Origin of the sequence: Solimonas marina (assembly GCF_012241385.1) — a bacterium.
GTDB classification, from domain to species: Bacteria; Pseudomonadota; Gammaproteobacteria; order Nevskiales; family Nevskiaceae; genus Solimonas; species Solimonas marina.
Genome location: NZ_JAAVXB010000001.1, coordinates 141,921 through 158,283 on the forward strand (window position 1 = coordinate 141,921; position 16,363 = coordinate 158,283).

A 16,363-nucleotide genomic window follows, 5' to 3' on the forward strand; every position below is an offset into this window, starting at 1 on the left:
TTCGCAGATGGGCGCAGATGAGAAGCGCAATTCTTCCGGGAGAAATTTTTGACGTCGCGCAGCGACCGCCCGGAGGTGGCCGCCAGGGATGGCAGGCCCCAAAAATGCGTGCCTTCAATCTGTGAAATCTGCGGTTCTACGTTTTTGCCGGTCGCGGCTCGCGCCGCGCCTATGGGCCGATACGAAAAAGGCGCACCGGAGTGCGCCTTCGTCTCAAGCTCAGTCGTCGCGGCTGGAGCGCTTGCGCTCGTGCTCCTTCAGGAACTTCTTGCGCACGCGGATCGATTCCGGCGTCAGCTCGACGAGTTCGTCGTCGTTGATGAATTCCAGCGACTGCTCGAGGCTCATCTTCACGGCCGGGGTCAGGATGACGTTTTCGTCCGAACCCGAAGCACGCATGTTGGTCAGCTTCTTGCCCTTCAGCGCGTTGACGACGAGGTCGTTGTCGCGCGAATGGATGCCGACGATCTGGCCTTCGTAAACCTCGTCGCCCGGCTCCGCCATCATGCGGCCGCGCTCCTGCAGGTTGAACAGCGCGTAGGCCAGGCACTTGCCCTGTTCGTTGGCGATCATCACGCCATTGCGGCGCTGGCCGATGTCGGCAGCCTCGGCCTTCGGACCGAAGTGGTCGAAGTTATGGAACAGCAGACCGGTGCCGGACGTCATCGTCAGGAACTGCGTCTGGAAGCCGATCAGGCCGCGCGACGGGATCATGTACTCGAGGCGCACGCGACCCTTGCCGTCCGGCACCATGTTCTGCATCTTGCCGCCGCGCTCGGCGAGGCCCTGAATGACGCCACCCTGGTTGGCTTCCTCGACGTCGGCAACCAGCGTTTCGTACGGCTCGCAGATCTCGCCGTCGATTTCCTTGAGGATGACCTGCGGACGCGACACGGCCACTTCGTAGCCTTCGCGGCGCATGTTCTCGAGCAGGATGCCGAGGTGCAGCAGGCCGCGGCCGGAGACGCGGAACTGATCGCCGGTTTCCATCGGTTCGACGCGCAGCGCGACATTGGTCTTCAGCTCGCGCGTCAGGCGATCGCCGATCTGGCGGCTGGTGACGAACTTGCCTTCCTTGCCCGCGAACGGCGACTTGTTGACCTCGAAGATCATGCTCATCGTCGGTTCGTCAACCTGCAGCGTCGGCAGCTGCTCCGGCACCTTGGCGTCGCAGACGGTCTCGGAAATGCCCAGCTCTTCGATGCCGGTGACCGCAATGATGTCGCCGGCCTGCGCTTCCGGCACTTCGATCTTGTCGAGGCCCATGAAGCCCAGCACCTGCAGCACGCGGCCCTGGCGCACGGCGCCGTCACGGCCGACCACCGAGACCGGCGTGTTGGTCTTGATGCGGCCGCGCTTGACGCGACCGGTGCCGATCACGCCGACGTAGCTCGAGTACGCCAACGACGTGACCTGCATCTGGAACGGACCTTCCGGGTCGACTTCCGGCACCGGCACCTTGTCGACGATGGTCTGGAACAGCGGCGTCATGTCGCCTTCGCGGATGTCCGGCGAATCGCCGGCGTAGCCGTTGAGGCCGGAGGCGTAGATGAACGGGAAGTCGAGCTGCTCGTCGGTGGCGCCGAGGCGATCGAACAGATCGAAGACCTGGTCGACGACCCAGTCCGGACGCGCGCCCGGGCGGTCGATCTTGTTGAGCACGACGATCGGGCGCAGGCCCATCGCGAACGCCTTCTGCGTGACGAAGCGGGTCTGCGGCATCGGGCCGTCGACCGAGTCGACCAGCAGCAGCACCGAGTCGACCATCGACAGCACGCGCTCGACCTCGCCGCCGAAGTCGGCGTGTCCCGGGGTGTCGACGATGTTGATGCGGTACTCGGTGCCGTTGCGCGGGTCGGTCCAGCGGATCGCCGTGTTCTTGGCGAGGATGGTGATGCCACGCTCGCGTTCGAGGTCGTTGGAGTCCATCACGCGCTCGCCGAGCTGCTCACGGGCGTCCAGGGTCTGGGACTGACGCAGGAGCTTGTCGACCAGCGTGGTCTTGCCATGGTCGACGTGGGCGATGATGGCGATGTTGCGAAGGTTCTGAATCACGGGGGTGGCTCGGACGGACAACTAAAGAATAAAGAAGGGCGCGGATTGTACGCGGCGGCCCGTTGCAGCGATAGGGCAAGTTTTGCTCACGGTGCTAGAATCGGCCGCTTTCGTGGCCTCCGACCCCTCGAATGCGTGTGCTGCCCAGCGTCCGGCGCCTGATCCTCGGCAAGAAACTGGACCCCTTCGATCCCAAGACGCGCCGGCACATCGTGCTGGTCGCGCTGTTGGCGTGGATCGGACTCGGCGCCGACGGCCTGTCGTCATCGTGTTACGGCCCAGAAGAAGCGTTCCTGGCGCTCGGTGACCACACCCCGATCGCCCTCTACCTGGCCGGCGCCACCGCCCTGACGGTGTTCATCATCTCGCTGGCCTATAACCAGGTCATCGAACTGTTTCCGTCCGGTGGCGGCGGCTACAAGGCTGCCACCCAGCTGATCGGGCCGTACGCCGGCCTGATCTCCGGCTCGGCACTGATCGTCGATTACGTATTGACTATCGCCATCTCGGTGGCCAGCGGCGCCGACGCGATGTTCAGCCTGCTCTCGCCCAGCGCCCACGAGTTCAAGCTGGGCGCCGAGCTGGGCCTGATCATGCTGCTGATCGTGCTCAATCTGCGCGGCATGAAGGAATCGATCCTGGTTCTGGCGCCGATTTTCCTCGGCTTCTTCGCCACCCACGTCTTCCTGATCGTCTACGGCATTCACTACCACGCCGATTCGCTGCACCTGGTCGTCGAATCGACGGTGCGCGAAACCATGACACTGTCCAAGGAGTCCGGCTGGCTGTTCACCGTGGCGCTGTTCCTGCGCGCCTACTCGGTGGGCGCCGGCACCTATACCGGCATCGAGGCCGTTTCCAACAACATCAACATGCTGGCCGAACCGCGCGTACGCACCGGCCACCTGACGATGTTCTACATGGCCCTGTCGCTGGCGTTCACCGCCGGCGGCATCATCCTGCTCTACCTGCTCTGGCACGCGGTGCCGGCGCACGGCCAGACGCTCAACGCGGTGACCTTCCGCTCCATCCTCAACAGCCTGCCGTGGAGCCCGCACGCAGTCGACGTGTCGATGTGGATCGTGCTGGCGCTGGAGGCTGGCCTGCTGCTGGTCGCCGCCAACACCGGCTTTCTCGGCGGCCCGGCAGTCCTGGCCAGCATGGCCGCCGACCACTGGGTGCCGCGCCAATTCCGCCAGCTGTCGAGCCGCATGGTCACGCAGAACGGCGTGCTGGTGATGGGCATCGCGGCGCTGGTGATCCTGCTGCTGACGCGCGGCCAGGTCGGCCTGCTGGTGGTGCTGTACAGCATCAACGTGTTCCTGACCTTCTCGCTGTCGCTGTTCGGCCTGTCGCGGCACTGGTGGGAGCAGCGCCTCTACCGGCTCGACTGGAAGCTCAAGTTCGCAATTTCCGGCGTCGGGTTCGTGGTCTGCGTGGCGATCCTGCTGGTGATCCTCGCCGAGAAGCTGATGCTCGGCGGCTGGGTGACGGTGGCGCTGACCAGCGCCGTGGTCGGCTTCTGCCTGGTCATCCATCGCCATTACGAATACACACGCAAGCTGATGCAGCGCGTCGACCAGGTCTACGCGCTGAAGCCGGACTGGGACGAGGACGTCAAGCCGATTGCCGCAAAGGCCGAAGCCGAGACCGCGATCATCCTGGTCGGCAACAGCCGCGGCGCCGGCATGCACGCGCTGCGCTGGGTGCTCGACACCTTCCCCGAGCGCTTCCACAACTTCGTTTTCGTCTCGGTCGGCGAAGTCGACAAGGACGCGTTCAATAGCGAACGCACGCTCAAGAGCTTGCGCGCGCGCATCGAGAACTCGCTGGCCTACTTCACCAGCTTCTGCAGCAGCCGCGGCCTGGCGACCGCGTCCTACCAGGTCTACGGCGGCGACCCGTTCGCCGAGCTGATGGCCCTGCTGCCGCAGGTCTTCGCCGACTTCCCGAAGTCGACGGTGTTCGCCAGCAAGCTGGTGTTCGGCCATGAAACCCTGCTGACGCGCTGGTTGCACAATCAGATGCCGCTGGCGGTCCAGCAACGCCTGGAGGCGGAGGGGCATCCGACCCACATCGTGCCGCTGCCGGTACCCAAGCCGGCGCCGCCACCGCCCCAGGTCGATATTCGCTGATCCCATCGATAAGGATGGGGGCGGCCGACCGTTGGTCGTCAGGGTTTCCTGCAGCGCAGCACGCTGATCTGCGCGGGGCCACCGTTCAGCGCTGAAAAAAGCCGTGAAACCCTTGCCCCGCTTACGATTGCGGCATGCAAGACCTGCCTGTCCACCGCTACCGCCGGCTCAGCAGCTGGATGCCGTTTGATCGCATCAGCGATCACTTCTACGGCGTCCTGGTGTTCACCTGTGCGCTGCCCCCTGTGGCGGCCGCGGTCTGCATGCTGGCCGGCCTGACGGCGCCGGCCGCACTGGTCGCCTGGGTCGGCGGCGCTGCCTGCGTGTCGCTGGCGATCTCCATCTGGCTCATGCACGGCCTGCTGGCACCAGTGTCGCTGGCCCGTGAGGCGCTGCGCGCCTACCGTCGCGAGCAGCGCGTGGTCCCGTTGCCACTCGATCTCGGCGGCGAAGGCGGCGGCCTGCTCAACGACCTGCGCGCCACGATCGAGACCTGCGAGCGCCAGCGGCAGATCTTCTCCGAACAGGTCGAATGGGCGTTTCGCAGCAAGCCATCGCCGCTGCTCGACGACCTCGGTGCGCCGCGCCGCGCCCCGCTGACGACCCCGACAGCGACCCCGGTGGCATCGGTCGACTGAACGGCCTGTTGTCGCTCAAAAGCGGCCACTCATCCGGAGCACCCGTTTAATTCAATAGGTGCGTGTAGGTTTTATCTCACATACCTTGCGGTGTTCCGCCATGAACGTGACTGCCGGTCCCTCCGCGTCGCTGCGCCCGCAGCTTCGCCGCATCAGCGCCATCGGCTTCGACTGGCGCGCCGAAGTCTCGCTCAAGGAGACGCTGGCATTGCTCGGTGGCAAGACCACCGACCGCTGGCAGTACACCGAAGATCTGGTCGCCGACGTACTCGTCTATGACGCCGGCAACGCGCTCGCACAGGCCGTGGTCCGCCGGCAAATCGCGTCGGGGCATCCGTGTATCTGCATCCCGTCGACCGGTGACGCCGGCGACGAGCTGGTGTTGCGCTATCCCTTCGGCGCCACTCGCCTGATCCGCTGCCTCGACTACGCCTCGACCCGCCTGACAGGCCAGAGCGCCGCAACCGGCGATGGCAGCGACAGTGTCTGCCAGCGCCTCGATGTCGCCATGCGCACGCCGGGCGCCGAGGCGCTGGTACTGCGCAGCGGTAATCACGAGGGCCTGCTATGGGTCGCCTCGCAGCGCATCGCATGGCCGGTGTCGCTGGATCTCGACGAATGCGCCCGCATCCTCGCTGGCGACGTTGAAATCGAAGTCCTGCACCGCGGCGACGCAAAGCTCAAGTCGACGGCCGCCGGCGCCGCGCTGCAGAGTGCCGAACCGCTGCTGTGGGCCATCGGCATCGCCCGCTCCGGCGGACACCCGCTGCGCCGCCTGCCCGCCGGTCAGCGCTATCGCCTGCGCCGCTGGCCGGACTTCGGCGTGATCGGTCGTCGCAGCGCCGATCTGCGCTGCGCTGCGCTGCTGATGCAGCGCGCGCTCAGCGGCACCGAGCTGGCCTCGTTCTCCGGCCTGCCGATCGGCGTGGTCCAGGTGTTTCTGAATGCAGCGGCGCTGTGCGGCGTCCTCGTCGCCGACGCTGAACGCGTGGTGATGCCGGCCCGCGGCGCTGCCAGCGGACGTTCGCCGTTCGGCAGCGTGCTGCATCGCATCCGCTCCGCGTTCGCGATGACGTCTGCTGCATGAGCCGCGAATACAAGCTGCTGTTTGCCGGGCCGATGGGCGCCGGCAAGACCACGGCGATCGGCGCGATCAGCGATCACGCGCCGATCGCCACCGAGGCACTCAACAGCGATCTCGCGCAGCACAGCAAGACGCACACGACGGTCGGCTTCGACTACGGCGAAGTCGCGCTTGACGGCGGCGACCGCCTGCGCCTGTACGGTATGCCCGGTCAATCGCGCTTCGACTTCGTCTGGAAAGTCGCCAGCGAAGGTGCACTCGGCGTGGTGCTGCTCGCCGACAACACCCGCCCGGACCCGCTCGCCGACCTTGCCGTCTACGTCGAGGCATTCCGTCCGCTGGCCGACGCCGACGCGATGGTGATCGGCATCGGCCGCAGCCAGCAGGGCACGACGTCGATCGACGATTACGCGCATTGGCTCAGCGAACGCGGCCATGCCGCGCCGGTGTTCAGCGTCGACGTGCGCCGCCGCGACGACGTGCTGCTGCTGCTCGAAGCCTTGCTCAGCCAGATCGAGACACGCGAACTGTTCGCCACCTCATCCCAGCCCTGAATCCCCGCCCCATGTTCGCCGACACGCCGATGCCGACTCCGTACGACAGCGCTCTGCAGTCGCTGTTCAACCAACTGCCTGACATCCACAGCGCCGTCCTGGCGCGCAGCGATGGCTTCGAGATCGCACAGGCGACGCGCGGCACCGTTGCGGCCGCACGGCTCGCGGCACTGGCCAGCTCGATGCTGGCGCTCGGCACCGCAGCGTTGCGCGAGCTGGGCCTTGGCAGCAGCGGCAGCGTCCTGATCGAAGGCCAGCGCGGCAAGTTGTTGTTGCTCGACGTGCCGGTCGACGGTCAGCCGCTGGTACTGGCGGTCGTCGGCAGTGACAGCGTCATCACCGGATCTCTGCTGTGGGTCGCTCGTGACTGCGTGCGACAAATCGTTGAAACCACCCCAAACCAAGGAATCACTTCATGAGCAACATCCAGGAATCTCTCGACGGGCTGCTGACCATTGACGGCGCCATGTGCTGCGCGTTGGTCGACGCCAACAGCGGCATGATGCTCGGTCAGGCCGGCTCCGGCCTGGATCTGGAACTGGCCGCGGCCGGCAACACCGAGGTCGTGCGCGCCAAGCTCAAGACCATGGCATCGCTGAAGCTCAGCGACAGCATCGAGGACATCCTCATCACGCTCGGCAAGCAGTACCACATCATCCGCCTGGTCTCCGGCAAGCCGGGCCTGTTCCTCTATCTCGTGCTCGACAAGTCGCGCGCCAACCTCGCCCTTGGCCGCCGCAAGGCCGCCGAAATCGAAGCCGGCCTGCAGCTCTGACCGCCGCGGCGGGTCGGCGCCTCGCGCCGGCCCGCCCCATGCGTGCGGCAGCTCGCTTATCCTGTCGATCCGCAATCGATCGACAGCACGCACGCATGAGCGACTCCATCATCGACGTCCTGCAGGGACGCGTTCGCGATCTCGGAGACGGCGACACCGTCCGCCGTGTTCTGCCGATCGGCCATCGCCTGATGGTCGGACCGTTCATCTTCTTCGATCACATGGGCCCGTGGAACTTCACGCCCGGTCGCGGCACCGACGTGCGCCCGCATCCCCATATCGGCTTGGCGACGGTGACCTATCTGTTCGACGGCGCGATCGACCATCGCGACTCGCTCGGCAGCGTGCAGACCATCCGCCCCGGCGATCTGAACTGGATGACCGCGGGCCGCGGCATCGCGCACTCCGAACGCAGCCCCGCCGACGATCGCGCGCACGGCGCCCGCGTGCACGGCATCCAGGCCTGGGTGGCCTTGCCCACGGACGCCGAGGAATGTGAGCCGCGCTTCGAACACTACCCCGGCAGTGCACTGCCGCAGCGTGACGCCGACGGCGCGCGCATCCGCGTCATCGCCGGCAGCGCCTATGGTCTCGAATCGCCGGCACGCGTTGCGTCGCCGACTTTCTACGTCGAGGCCAAGCTCGATGCCGGTGCCCGCCTGTCCATGCCCGGCGGTCATCCCGAACGCGCGCTCTACGTCGTCAGTGGCGCCGTCGACATCGACGGTCGCCGCTTCGGCGAAGGCGACATGCCGATCTTCGCCGCCGACGCGGATGTCACGCTGCACGCAACATCCGATGCGCATTTGATGTTGCTCGGCGGCGCGCCACTGGGCACGCGCAAGATCTGGTGGAATTTCGTCTCCAGCCGCGCAGAACGCATCGAGCAGGCCAAGGCCGACTGGAAGGCCGGACGCTTCGACAAGGTCCCGTGCGAAACCGAATTCATCCCGTTGCCGGAACCGCACTGAGCGGGTACCGGCCACACCTCAAGCAACGTCCGGTAGGAGCTGCCGATGATCGTCGTCACCACTGAAAACGTCGCCGGATACCAGGTCACCGAAGTGCTCGGCCAAGTGTTTGGCGTTGTCGTTCGCAGCCGCGGCATCGGCGGCAATTTGATGGCCGGCTTGCGCTCCATCGTCGGCGGCGAGATTCACGAATACACCGCGATGCTCGAAGAAGCGCGCCGCCATGCCGTCGACCGTCTGGTCAAGAACGCCAGCGCGATGGGCGCCGACGGCGTGGTGATGATGCGCTTCGATTCGTCGGAGATCGCGCAGACCATGAGCGAGATCGTCGCCTACGGTACCGCCGTCAAACTGCAAAGACGCTGACGCACGATGCTGCGCACGGTCCTGATCACGCTCGGCGTGCTGATGCTGATCGGCGCTGCCGTCGCCGCCGGCTTCGGTGCCTGGGGCGTGGTCCCGCAACTGCTGATCGGCGGCGCCATCTTCTCGGCCGGCGTGGTATGGGAACGCTGGCGCTATCGCCGCCTCGACACGACTCACCCCCAGCCTGGCTGGCAAGCCACCGGCGAACGCTTCGTCGACCCGGAGACCGATGCCCTCGTCGAAGTCTGGTATGACCCGGTCAGCGGCGAGCGTCACTACCTGCGCGTACCGCCCGGCGGTTGAGCCTGCCCATCAGCCGCCTAGCCCCGCCCAGAAATCGAGCTCACGGACGATGTAATGGGCGGTCGCCTGCGCAGGCGTCGGCCAGCGCTCGCGGCTGGCCATCCGATCCAGTCGGCCCAGCACATCATGCTGCAGGTACCAACCACCGGCCGTGCGCTTGTCTTCGGAGTACGCCTGCCACTGCGTCACCAGCGCCGGCTCGCGCTCGACGAGCAGCAGCAAATCGTCGGCCTCGAAGTGCTCGCGCCACTGCAGATACTGCACCTGCGTCAGCACGTCACGCATGGTCAGTCCGCACTCACGCTGCAACTCGGCAACGTGGAGAATCCGGCACAGGGCGGCCTGCCGGTCCATCGCGCGCTTTAGTCGACGAGCTTCAACGGCTCAGCGGCGCGCCGCGCCTTGGCGCGCGCCGCGTCGACGTCGTCGGCCAGCGCCAGCGTCACCGCCATGCGCCGCTTGCCGATGATCTCCGGCTTGCCGAACAGGCGCAGTTGCGTGTCCGGTTCGGCGAGCGCTGCGGCGGCGCCGGCATAGCGCGGCGCCTTGCGGTCACCTTCGAACAGCACCGCACACGAAGCGGCCGCGCCGCGCGTGCGGATGTTCGGAATCGGCAGGCCGAGGATGGCACGCGCGTGCAAGGCGAACTCGGAAAGATCTTGCGAGATCAGCGTCACCAGGCCGGTGTCGTGCGGGCGCGGCGAGACTTCGGAGAAGATCGCCTCGTTGCCGCGCACGAACAGCTCGACGCCGAACAGGCCGCGGCCATTCGGTTCGCACAGCGCATCGACAACCTTGGCGGCGATGTCCTGTGCCTGCGCCAGCACCACGTCGCTCATCGGCTGCGGCTGCCACGACTCACGGTAGTCGCCGTCGATTTGCAGATGGCCGATCGGCGGGCAGAAGCTGATGCCACCGGCATGCTTCACGGTCAGCAACGTGATTTCGTAGTCGAACGGCACGAAGCCTTCGACAATCACGCGCCCCTGTCCGGCGCGGCCGCCGGCCTGCGCGTAATCCCAGGCGTGCTGCACGTCGGCCTCGGTCTTGACCACCGACTGTCCCTTGCCGGACGACGACATCACCGGCTTGACGACGCAAGGCACGCCGAGCGCGGCAACGGCGTCGCGATATTCCTCGACACTGCCGGCAAAGCGGTACGGCGAGGTCGGCAGGCCCAGTTCCTCGGCGGCCAGGCGACGGATGCCCTCGCGATCCATGGTCAGGCGCGTGGCGCGCGCCGTCGGAATCACCGTATAGCCCTCGGCTTCGAGTTCGAGCAGCGTCGGCGTGTGGATGGCCTCGATCTCCGGCACGATCAGATCGGGCTTTTCGAGCTCGATGACGCGCCGCACCGCGGCGCCGTCGAGCATGTTGATGACATGACTGCGATGCGCAACCTGCATGGCCGGCGCGTTTGCGTAGCGATCGACGGCGATGGTCTCGACCCCATAGCGCTGCAGCTCGATCACGACTTCCTTGCCGAGCTCGCCCGAGCCGAGCATCAACACCCGTGTTGCACCGTCCGCGAGCGGGGTCCCGAATACCGTCATGCCATTCTCCGCATTCACCATTGCTGAAAAATCATGCCTCGCCATGCCGCCATATCGGCGTCATCGGCATAAACTGCCCAGGCATCGACGCCAATTGTATTCGGAGTAACGCGCAGACCATGGCCCGTAGAACCAAAATCGTCGCGACCCTCGGCCCCGCCACCGACGACCCCGACGTCCTGCGACGGGTGCTCGGCGCCGGCGTCGACGTCGTTCGCCTGAATTTCTCGCACGGCCGCGCCGACGATCAGCGCCGCCGCGCCGAACAGGTACGCGTGCTCGCCACCGAACTGGGGCTCGACATCGGCATCCTCGCCGATCTGCAGGGACCGAAGATTCGCATCGAGTCGTTCGCCAATGGGCCGATCGAACTGCAGGAAGGCCAGGGTTTCACGCTCGACACCGCACTCGACGCGCAAGCCGGCGATCAGCACGCGGTCGGCTGCGCGTACAGCGAGCTGCCGCAGGATGTCGCGGCCGGCGACGTGCTGCTGCTCAACGACGGCGCGATCGCGATGCGCGTCGATGCGGTCGACGGCACGCGCATCGTCTGCACCGTGCAGGTCGGCGGCGTGCTGTCCAACCGCAAGGGCATCAACAAGCAGGGCGGCGGCCTGTCGGCGGCGGCGCTGACCGAAAAGGACAAGGAAGATCTGCGCACGGCGGTGTCGCTTGAAGTCGACTTCATCGCCGTGTCGTTTCCGCGCGCGGCGGCCGACATGCTACAGGCCCGCGAACTGCTGCGCGCGATCGGCAGCGACTGCAGCCTGGTCGCCAAGATCGAGCGCGCCGAAGCCCTGCCGGTGCTGCGCGAAATCGTCGAGGCCAGCGACGCGGTGATGGTCGCGCGCGGCGACCTCGGCGTGGAGATCGGCGACGCCGAGCTGCCGGGCTGGCAGAAACGCATCATCGCCGAGGCCATCGAGCAGAACAAAATGGTGATCACAGCGACGCAGATGATGGAATCGATGATCAGCAGCCCGATCCCGACGCGTGCCGAAGTGCTCGACGTCGCCAATGCGGTCATGGACGGCACCGATGCGGTGATGCTGTCGGCCGAAACCGCGACCGGCCGCTATCCGATCAAGGTCGTCGAGGCGATGTCGCGCGTCTGCATCGGTGCCGAGGCGGCGATGCCGGCCGCGCAGCGCCGCAGCCTGTCGTTCGACACACACTTTGCGCGCACTGACGAGGCCATCGCCATGGCCACCGCCTGGACCGCCAAGCACATGCACGCGCGCGCCATCGTCGCCATGACCGAATCGGGCGCCACGGCGCTGATGATGTCGCGCAGCGAGAATCAGATTCCGATCTATGCGCTGACGCCGCACGAAAAGACGCGCCGGCGCATGGCGCTGTGCCGCGGCGTCTATCCGATCGCGTTCACGCCGAGCCGCGACGACGCGCCGGGCCTGGCGAAGACCTTCGAGGCCCTCGACATCCTCAAGTACCGCAAGGCCATCGACGACGGCGACCGCGTGCTGGTCACCAAAGGCGATGGCGTCAGTGCCGGCGGCACCAACACCATGAAGATCATGACGGTCGGTGAGGCGTGAGGCGTGAGGCGTGAGGCGTGAGGCGTGAGGCGTGAGGCGTGAGGCGTGAGGCGTGAGGCGTGAGGCGTGAGGCGTGAGGCGTGAGGCGTGAGGCGAAAAAGCATGGACTGGCGGGGCGCAGAGTCAACATGGAGCGGATGGCGATGACGGACGCAAAAAAAAGCGCACCGTTGACGGTCATCGGCCATCGCGGCGCGCGCGGACATGCGCCGGAGAACACCCTGCTGGCGCTCGACACCGGCATCCGCCTCGGCGCCGACTGGCTGGAGTTCGACGTGCAGCTGGCCGACGGCGAGCTGTGGTTGATGCACGACCTGAGCGTCGATCGCACCACCAACGGCCATGGCCTGCTGACGGCGATGTCTGCCGACGCGATCCGCGCGCTCGACGCCGGCGAGGGCCAGGCGGTGCCGACATTGCGCGAAGCGCTGGACCTCATCGACAACCGTGCCGGCGTCAACATCGAACTGAAGACCTGGAACGGCTGCGCGCAGGCGGTCGCTGCCGTGCTGCGCGATGTCATCGCCGACGGCTGGCCGGCCGAGCGCTTCCAGGTCTCGTCGTTTCATCATCCGGAACTGTGGGAGTTCCACGCACTGCTGCCACAGGTGCCGATCGGCGCACTGATCTGCGGCGTGCCGCTGGATTGGGCGGCCTGCGCCAGCGAGCTGGGCGCGCAGATCCTGTCGGTGTCCAGCGAGTTCGTCGACGACAAGCTGGTCCGCGACGCGCATGCCCGCGGGCTGCGCCTGTACGTCTACACCATCAACGAGCCGGCAGAGATGCAGGCATTGCGAGCACTGGGGGTCGACGGCCTGTTCAGCGATTTCCCCGACCGCGTCCCTCGCTGAATATCATGTGTCTTACGCATTGAGTATCAGGTGTCTTACGCATTCCCGCCGTTGCGCCCTGCGACTATTATCATTGCGGGACGGCTCTGATCGGGCCGTCGCCGGTCACCGCCCCTTCAACGAAGAAGAAGAATCGGAGCCTTTTATGCGACGCGCCCCCGTCACGTCGTTGGCGATGCGTGCAGCCTTCGCCGCCGCCGCCGTTACTCCCCTCGTTCCGCTCGCCGCACATGCCGATCCCGGCTGGTACGTCGGCGTCGAGGGTGGCGTCAGCTGGCAGCACGCCCAGGAATTCAACGTCTACAACTACAACGTACCGCTGAGCGACGTGCCGGACGGCACGCGCATCGGCCGTGCGCAGTTGCATCCGGGCTGGCTCGGCGGCCTGAGCTTCGGCTATGCGTTCAGCAACGGCCTGCGCAGCGAGCTTGAACTGTCGTATCGGCGCAACGAATTCAAGAGCCTGTACCGCGACGACCTCGGCCTGCTCAGCAGCGCCGGCAATACCAAGGATGTCGACGGCAACGAGAACCTGGCGACGGCGATGGCCAACGTCTGGTACGACCTGCTGCCGAACAAGCGCTATCACCCCTACCTCGGCGGCGGCATCGGCGTCGCCCGCATGGCGATCAACGACGCGCGCTGGGACAACACCGAGCTGCGCGACCGCTACGACACGGCGCTGGCCTGGCAGTTCGGTGGCGGTATCGCCTATGACATCAGCCCGCACTGGACCGCCTCGGCCGACTACCGCTACATCAAGCTGAGCGGTGGCAGCTCGTTCGACCTGCTCGAGAACCAGCCGGATACGCATGTCGAGGCCGGCTATCAGGCGCAGTCGGCGATGCTGACGTTGCGCTACAGCTTCGGCGCCCCGACCCCGCCGCCGGTGCCGCCGGCGCCGGAGCCCGAGCCGCAGGTCGTGCCGGTGGTCGCACCGCCGCCGCCGCCACCGCCGCCGAAGTGCGAACAGCCGCAACCCGGTCAGGCGCTGAGCCTCGACGGCTGCAAGGTCGGCGACAAGCTGGTGCTCAACGGCGTCAACTTCGACTTCGACAAGGCGCGCCTGACGCTGAACGCCAAGACCCTGCTCGACCAGGTCGCCGCCGAACTCAAGCGCCACGCCGATATTGAAGTGGAGGTCGACGGTCACACCGACTCGAAGGGCTCGGACGCCTACAACATGAAGCTCTCGGAGCAGCGCGCCAAGGCGGTCAAGGCGTATCTGGTCGATCAGGGCATCGATGCCTCGCGCATGACCACTCGTGGCTATGGCGAGACCATGCCGATCGCCGACAACGGGACCGACGAGGGTCGCGAAAAGAACCGTCGCGTCGAACTGAAGATCACCGCCGGCGGCGCCGGCAGCGGCGGCGACGGCGGCACATCGGCCGATGCGGGGGGCGACCCCGTCGCCCCGCCACTGACGCTCAGCGATGGCCCACGGCCGCCGCTCGCTCCAGCCGACCCGCTGGCCGAGCCGGCGACCCACTGATCGTCTTCCGCCTCAATGAAAAAGCCCGCCGATCGGCGGGCTTTTTCGTATGGCTGATCGCGGCTCAACCGCCCAGCAGCTGGCGTACGGCCGGCTCCATCGCCCGCAAGCCGGCACGGCGGCCGATCTCGATCGCCTCGTCGACCGACTTGCCATCAAGCTTTGCGGCCTTCACCGCAAACAGCGCGCCGACGCGATTGCTGCTCGCGCAATGCACGAGTACCGCCCCGCCAGCATCGTTCAACGCGGCGGCCAGCGTGCGCGCATTGTCCTCGTTCAGATCGCCGGCACCGGCAACCGGGATGTTCACGTAGTCGAGGCCGAGCTGCGACATCAGCTCCGGCTCGTCGTAGCCGCACGGCTCGCTGTGCGGGCACAAATTGACGACGCGCGTAACGCCGCGCGACTTCGCCAACGCAAACTGTTCCACGCTCGGGCGGCCGGCGGTCGCAACGCCGTCCCACGGCTGTCCGGCATTCGGCAATTCTGGCAGCAGCATGATCAGTCCTCGAAGTGGTGGGCGGGCCGCCAGTGTAATGCGGCCCGCAACCAAGCCGTTACGGCCGCGACGCGGCGTCGACCTGCTCGGCCGTGACGGCCTGCTGCTGACGCTGGGCCTGCGCAAGGGTGTGCTCGTTCCAGCCGCCGCCCAGCGCCTTGTACAAGGTCACCAGGTTCTGCAGCCGCGCCAGCTTGACGGCGACATAGCCCTGCTGCGCCGAGTACAGCGAGCGCTGCGAGTCGAGCACCGTCAGGTAGTCGTCGACACCGCTCTTGAAGCGCGCCTGCGCCAGATCGTAAGCGTCCTGCGTGGCCTGCACGAGGTTCTGCTGCGCCTTGAGCTGGTCGTCATAGGTCGCGCGTGACACCAGCGCATCATCGACTTCCTGGAACGCGGTCTGGATCGCCTTCTCGTACTGCGCGACGTAAATGTTCTTCTGCACGTGCGCGAGATCGAGATTGGCCTGATTGGCGCCGGCATTGAAGATCGGCAGCGTGATCTGCGGCGCGAACGTCCACGCCGACGAGCCCTTGTCGAACAGCCCGTCAAGCTCGCTGCTGGCCGTGCCATAGGAGCCGGTCAAGGTGATCTGCGGGAAGAACGCCGCACGCGCGGCACCGATGTTGGCATTGGCGCCCTTCAGATCGTGCTCGGCCGCGAGCACGTCGGGGCGACGCGTCAGCACGTCGGACGGCACCCCGGACGGCAATTCGGCGAGGAAGTCCTGCTTGGCGAACTGCTCGGCCGGCGGCATCTGCGCCGGCAACGGCCCACCAACCAGCACCGACAAGGCATTGCGGTCCATCGCCACCTGACGCTGATACTGCGCCAGGTTGGCGCGCGCGGTTTCCAGCGTGGTCTGCGCCTGGCGTAGGTCGAGCGCACTGGCGGCGCCCGCATCGAAACGTTGCTTCGACAGATCGTACGACGACTGCTGGCTCTTCAAGGTCTCCTGCGTTACGCGCAGCAGCTCCTCGTCGGACAGCAAGGTCAGATAGGCGTTGGCGACCTGCGCCACCAGGCTGATCTGTGTGCTGCGCTGCGTTTCGGCCAGACTCAGATACTGCTCGAGCGCTTCGCGCTTGAGGCTGCGCACACGGCCGAACAGATCAAGCTCGTAAGACGTGATGCCAACACCGACGTTGTATGAGCGCGCGACGTAGGAGTCGCCGGTCGACGACAGGTCAGCCGGGTAACGCTCCGAGGTGTGCGAACCGCTGGCATCGATCGCCGGCACCAGGTCGGCGCGGCGGATGCGGTACTGCGCCTGCGCCGCCTCGACATTGAGTGCGGCAACGCGCAGGTCGCGGTTGTTCTGCAGCGCGCCGGCGATCAACTGCTGCAGATACGGGTCGGTGAAGAAATCGCGCCAGCCGATCGCGTCGGCCGCGGTCTGCTGCGTACCGGCTGTCGCGGCGGCGTCGAAGTTCGACGGCACCGGCGCCTCGGGACGCTCGTACTTCGGCGCCAGCGAGCAGGCCGTCAACGCGGCCGCCGCAATGGCGGTGAGAACAAACTTCTGCAT

At 66.6% G+C, this 16,363-nt stretch carries 17 protein-coding genes; 12 read left to right on the forward strand and 5 right to left on the reverse strand.

Translation table 11 applies throughout. The annotated features are described in order from the left end of the window. Positions 1 to 219: 219 nt before the first annotated feature. Entirely contained in the window at positions 220 to 2,055 is a 1,836-nt protein-coding gene (gene typA, locus G7Y82_RS00650) for a translational GTPase TypA (protein ID WP_168146067.1), read from the reverse strand. Positions 2,056 to 2,186: 131 nt separating this feature from the next. Between typA and G7Y82_RS00655 the strand changes: the two genes are divergently transcribed. The 9 genes from G7Y82_RS00655 to G7Y82_RS00695 all read left to right on the forward strand — a co-directional run bounded on the left by G7Y82_RS00655 (position 2,187) and on the right by G7Y82_RS00695 (position 8,881). Beyond that, on the forward strand, positions 2,187 to 4,190 hold the full coding sequence (locus tag G7Y82_RS00655) for an APC family permease (RefSeq protein ID WP_168146068.1): 2,004 nt from the start codon (positions 2,187 to 2,189) through the stop codon (positions 4,188 to 4,190). A 134-nt stretch (positions 4,191 to 4,324) separates the two neighbouring features. Beyond that, complete coding sequence (locus G7Y82_RS00660; protein ID WP_168146069.1) at positions 4,325 to 4,828, forward strand: hypothetical protein; 504 nt, start codon at positions 4,325 to 4,327, stop codon at positions 4,826 to 4,828. 100 nt (positions 4,829 to 4,928) lie between these two features. Continuing rightward, entirely contained in the window at positions 4,929 to 5,915 is a 987-nt protein-coding gene (locus G7Y82_RS00665; RefSeq protein ID WP_168146070.1) for a hypothetical protein, read from the forward strand. Continuing rightward, positions 5,912 to 6,466, forward strand: a complete 555-nt coding sequence (locus tag G7Y82_RS00670) for a GTP-binding protein (protein WP_168146071.1) — start codon at positions 5,912 to 5,914, stop codon at positions 6,464 to 6,466. The genes G7Y82_RS00665 and G7Y82_RS00670 overlap by 4 nt, the downstream gene beginning before the upstream one ends. 11 nt (positions 6,467 to 6,477) lie before the next feature. Then, on the forward strand, positions 6,478 to 6,885 hold the full coding sequence (locus G7Y82_RS00675) for a roadblock/LC7 domain-containing protein (RefSeq protein ID WP_168146072.1): 408 nt from the start codon (positions 6,478 to 6,480) through the stop codon (positions 6,883 to 6,885). Further along, complete coding sequence (locus G7Y82_RS00680) at positions 6,882 to 7,241, forward strand: hypothetical protein (RefSeq protein WP_168146073.1); 360 nt, start codon at positions 6,882 to 6,884, stop codon at positions 7,239 to 7,241. The genes G7Y82_RS00675 and G7Y82_RS00680 overlap by 4 nt, the downstream gene beginning before the upstream one ends. A 95-nt stretch (positions 7,242 to 7,336) precedes the next feature. After that, positions 7,337 to 8,212: a pirin family protein gene (locus G7Y82_RS00685; RefSeq protein WP_168146074.1), complete on the forward strand. Its 876-nt coding sequence runs from the start codon at positions 7,337 to 7,339 to the stop codon at positions 8,210 to 8,212. Positions 8,213 to 8,257: 45 nt separating this feature from the next. Next, positions 8,258 to 8,578 (forward strand): YbjQ family protein, encoded by a 321-nt coding sequence (locus tag G7Y82_RS00690; protein WP_168146075.1) that lies wholly within the window; start codon positions 8,258 to 8,260, stop codon positions 8,576 to 8,578. A 6-nt stretch (positions 8,579 to 8,584) separates the two neighbouring features. Then, positions 8,585 to 8,881, forward strand: coding sequence for a hypothetical protein (locus tag G7Y82_RS00695; RefSeq protein ID WP_206370186.1), 297 nt, complete (start codon positions 8,585 to 8,587; stop codon positions 8,879 to 8,881). 9 nt (positions 8,882 to 8,890) lie between these two features. On the opposite strand, the gene G7Y82_RS00700 is transcribed toward G7Y82_RS00695, so the two are convergent. Together G7Y82_RS00700 and purT are read right to left on the reverse strand one after the other, a co-directional pair. Next, a complete protein-coding gene (locus tag G7Y82_RS00700) occupies positions 8,891 to 9,235 on the reverse strand; it encodes a hypothetical protein (RefSeq protein ID WP_168146076.1) in 345 nt (114 codons plus the stop codon). Between the two features lie 8 nt (positions 9,236 to 9,243). Further along, positions 9,244 to 10,434: a formate-dependent phosphoribosylglycinamide formyltransferase gene (gene purT, locus G7Y82_RS00705; RefSeq protein ID WP_168146077.1), complete on the reverse strand. Its 1,191-nt coding sequence runs from the start codon at positions 10,432 to 10,434 to the stop codon at positions 9,244 to 9,246. A 119-nt stretch (positions 10,435 to 10,553) separates the two neighbouring features. Between purT and pyk the strand changes: the two genes are divergently transcribed. From pyk to G7Y82_RS00720, 3 genes are all read left to right on the forward strand, one after another. After that, entirely contained in the window at positions 10,554 to 11,990 is a 1,437-nt protein-coding gene (gene pyk, locus G7Y82_RS00710; protein ID WP_168146078.1) for a pyruvate kinase, read from the forward strand. Positions 11,991 to 12,133: 143 nt separating this feature from the next. After that, complete coding sequence (locus tag G7Y82_RS00715) at positions 12,134 to 12,841, forward strand: glycerophosphodiester phosphodiesterase (RefSeq protein WP_168146079.1); 708 nt, start codon at positions 12,134 to 12,136, stop codon at positions 12,839 to 12,841. 145 nt (positions 12,842 to 12,986) lie between these two features. Next, positions 12,987 to 14,336 carry an OmpA family protein gene (locus G7Y82_RS00720; RefSeq protein ID WP_168146080.1) on the forward strand — a complete coding sequence of 450 codons (1,350 nt, stop codon included), beginning with the start codon at positions 12,987 to 12,989 and terminating at the stop codon, positions 14,334 to 14,336. A 64-nt stretch (positions 14,337 to 14,400) separates the two neighbouring features. Here the strand turns inward: G7Y82_RS00720 and G7Y82_RS00725 are convergent, their stop codons facing one another. Next, positions 14,401 to 14,835: a protein tyrosine phosphatase family protein gene (locus G7Y82_RS00725; protein ID WP_168146081.1), complete on the reverse strand. Its 435-nt coding sequence runs from the start codon at positions 14,833 to 14,835 to the stop codon at positions 14,401 to 14,403. Between the two features lie 58 nt (positions 14,836 to 14,893). After that, a complete protein-coding gene (gene adeC / locus G7Y82_RS00730) occupies positions 14,894 to 16,363 on the reverse strand; it encodes an AdeC/AdeK/OprM family multidrug efflux complex outer membrane factor (RefSeq protein ID WP_168146082.1) in 1,470 nt (489 codons plus the stop codon).

Coding starts and splice junctions, on each gene's coding strand:
- G7Y82_RS00720 (WP_168146080.1), top strand. CDS start 12,987: ATGCGACGCGCCCCCGTCACGTCGTTGGCGATGCGTGCAGCCTTCGCC.
- G7Y82_RS00655 (WP_168146068.1), top strand. CDS start 2,187: ATGCGTGTGCTGCCCAGCGTCCGGCGCCTGATCCTCGGCAAGAAACTG.
- G7Y82_RS00660 (WP_168146069.1), top strand. CDS start 4,325: ATGCAAGACCTGCCTGTCCACCGCTACCGCCGGCTCAGCAGCTGGATG.
- G7Y82_RS00685 (WP_168146074.1), top strand. CDS start 7,337: ATGAGCGACTCCATCATCGACGTCCTGCAGGGACGCGTTCGCGATCTC.
- G7Y82_RS00665 (WP_168146070.1), top strand. CDS start 4,929: ATGAACGTGACTGCCGGTCCCTCCGCGTCGCTGCGCCCGCAGCTTCGC.
- adeC (WP_168146082.1), bottom strand. CDS start 16,363: ATGCAGAAGTTTGTTCTCACCGCCATTGCGGCGGCCGCGTTGACGGCC.
- G7Y82_RS00670 (WP_168146071.1), top strand. CDS start 5,912: ATGAGCCGCGAATACAAGCTGCTGTTTGCCGGGCCGATGGGCGCCGGC.
- G7Y82_RS00715 (WP_168146079.1), top strand. CDS start 12,134: ATGACGGACGCAAAAAAAAGCGCACCGTTGACGGTCATCGGCCATCGC.
- G7Y82_RS00695 (WP_206370186.1), top strand. CDS start 8,585: ATGCTGCGCACGGTCCTGATCACGCTCGGCGTGCTGATGCTGATCGGC.
- G7Y82_RS00725 (WP_168146081.1), bottom strand. CDS start 14,835: ATGCTGCTGCCAGAATTGCCGAATGCCGGACAGCCGTGGGACGGCGTT.
- G7Y82_RS00690 (WP_168146075.1), top strand. CDS start 8,258: ATGATCGTCGTCACCACTGAAAACGTCGCCGGATACCAGGTCACCGAA.
- G7Y82_RS00700 (WP_168146076.1), bottom strand. CDS start 9,235: ATGGACCGGCAGGCCGCCCTGTGCCGGATTCTCCACGTTGCCGAGTTG.
- purT (WP_168146077.1), bottom strand. CDS start 10,434: ATGACGGTATTCGGGACCCCGCTCGCGGACGGTGCAACACGGGTGTTG.
- G7Y82_RS00675 (WP_168146072.1), top strand. CDS start 6,478: ATGTTCGCCGACACGCCGATGCCGACTCCGTACGACAGCGCTCTGCAG.
- G7Y82_RS00680 (WP_168146073.1), top strand. CDS start 6,882: ATGAGCAACATCCAGGAATCTCTCGACGGGCTGCTGACCATTGACGGC.
- pyk (WP_168146078.1), top strand. CDS start 10,554: ATGGCCCGTAGAACCAAAATCGTCGCGACCCTCGGCCCCGCCACCGAC.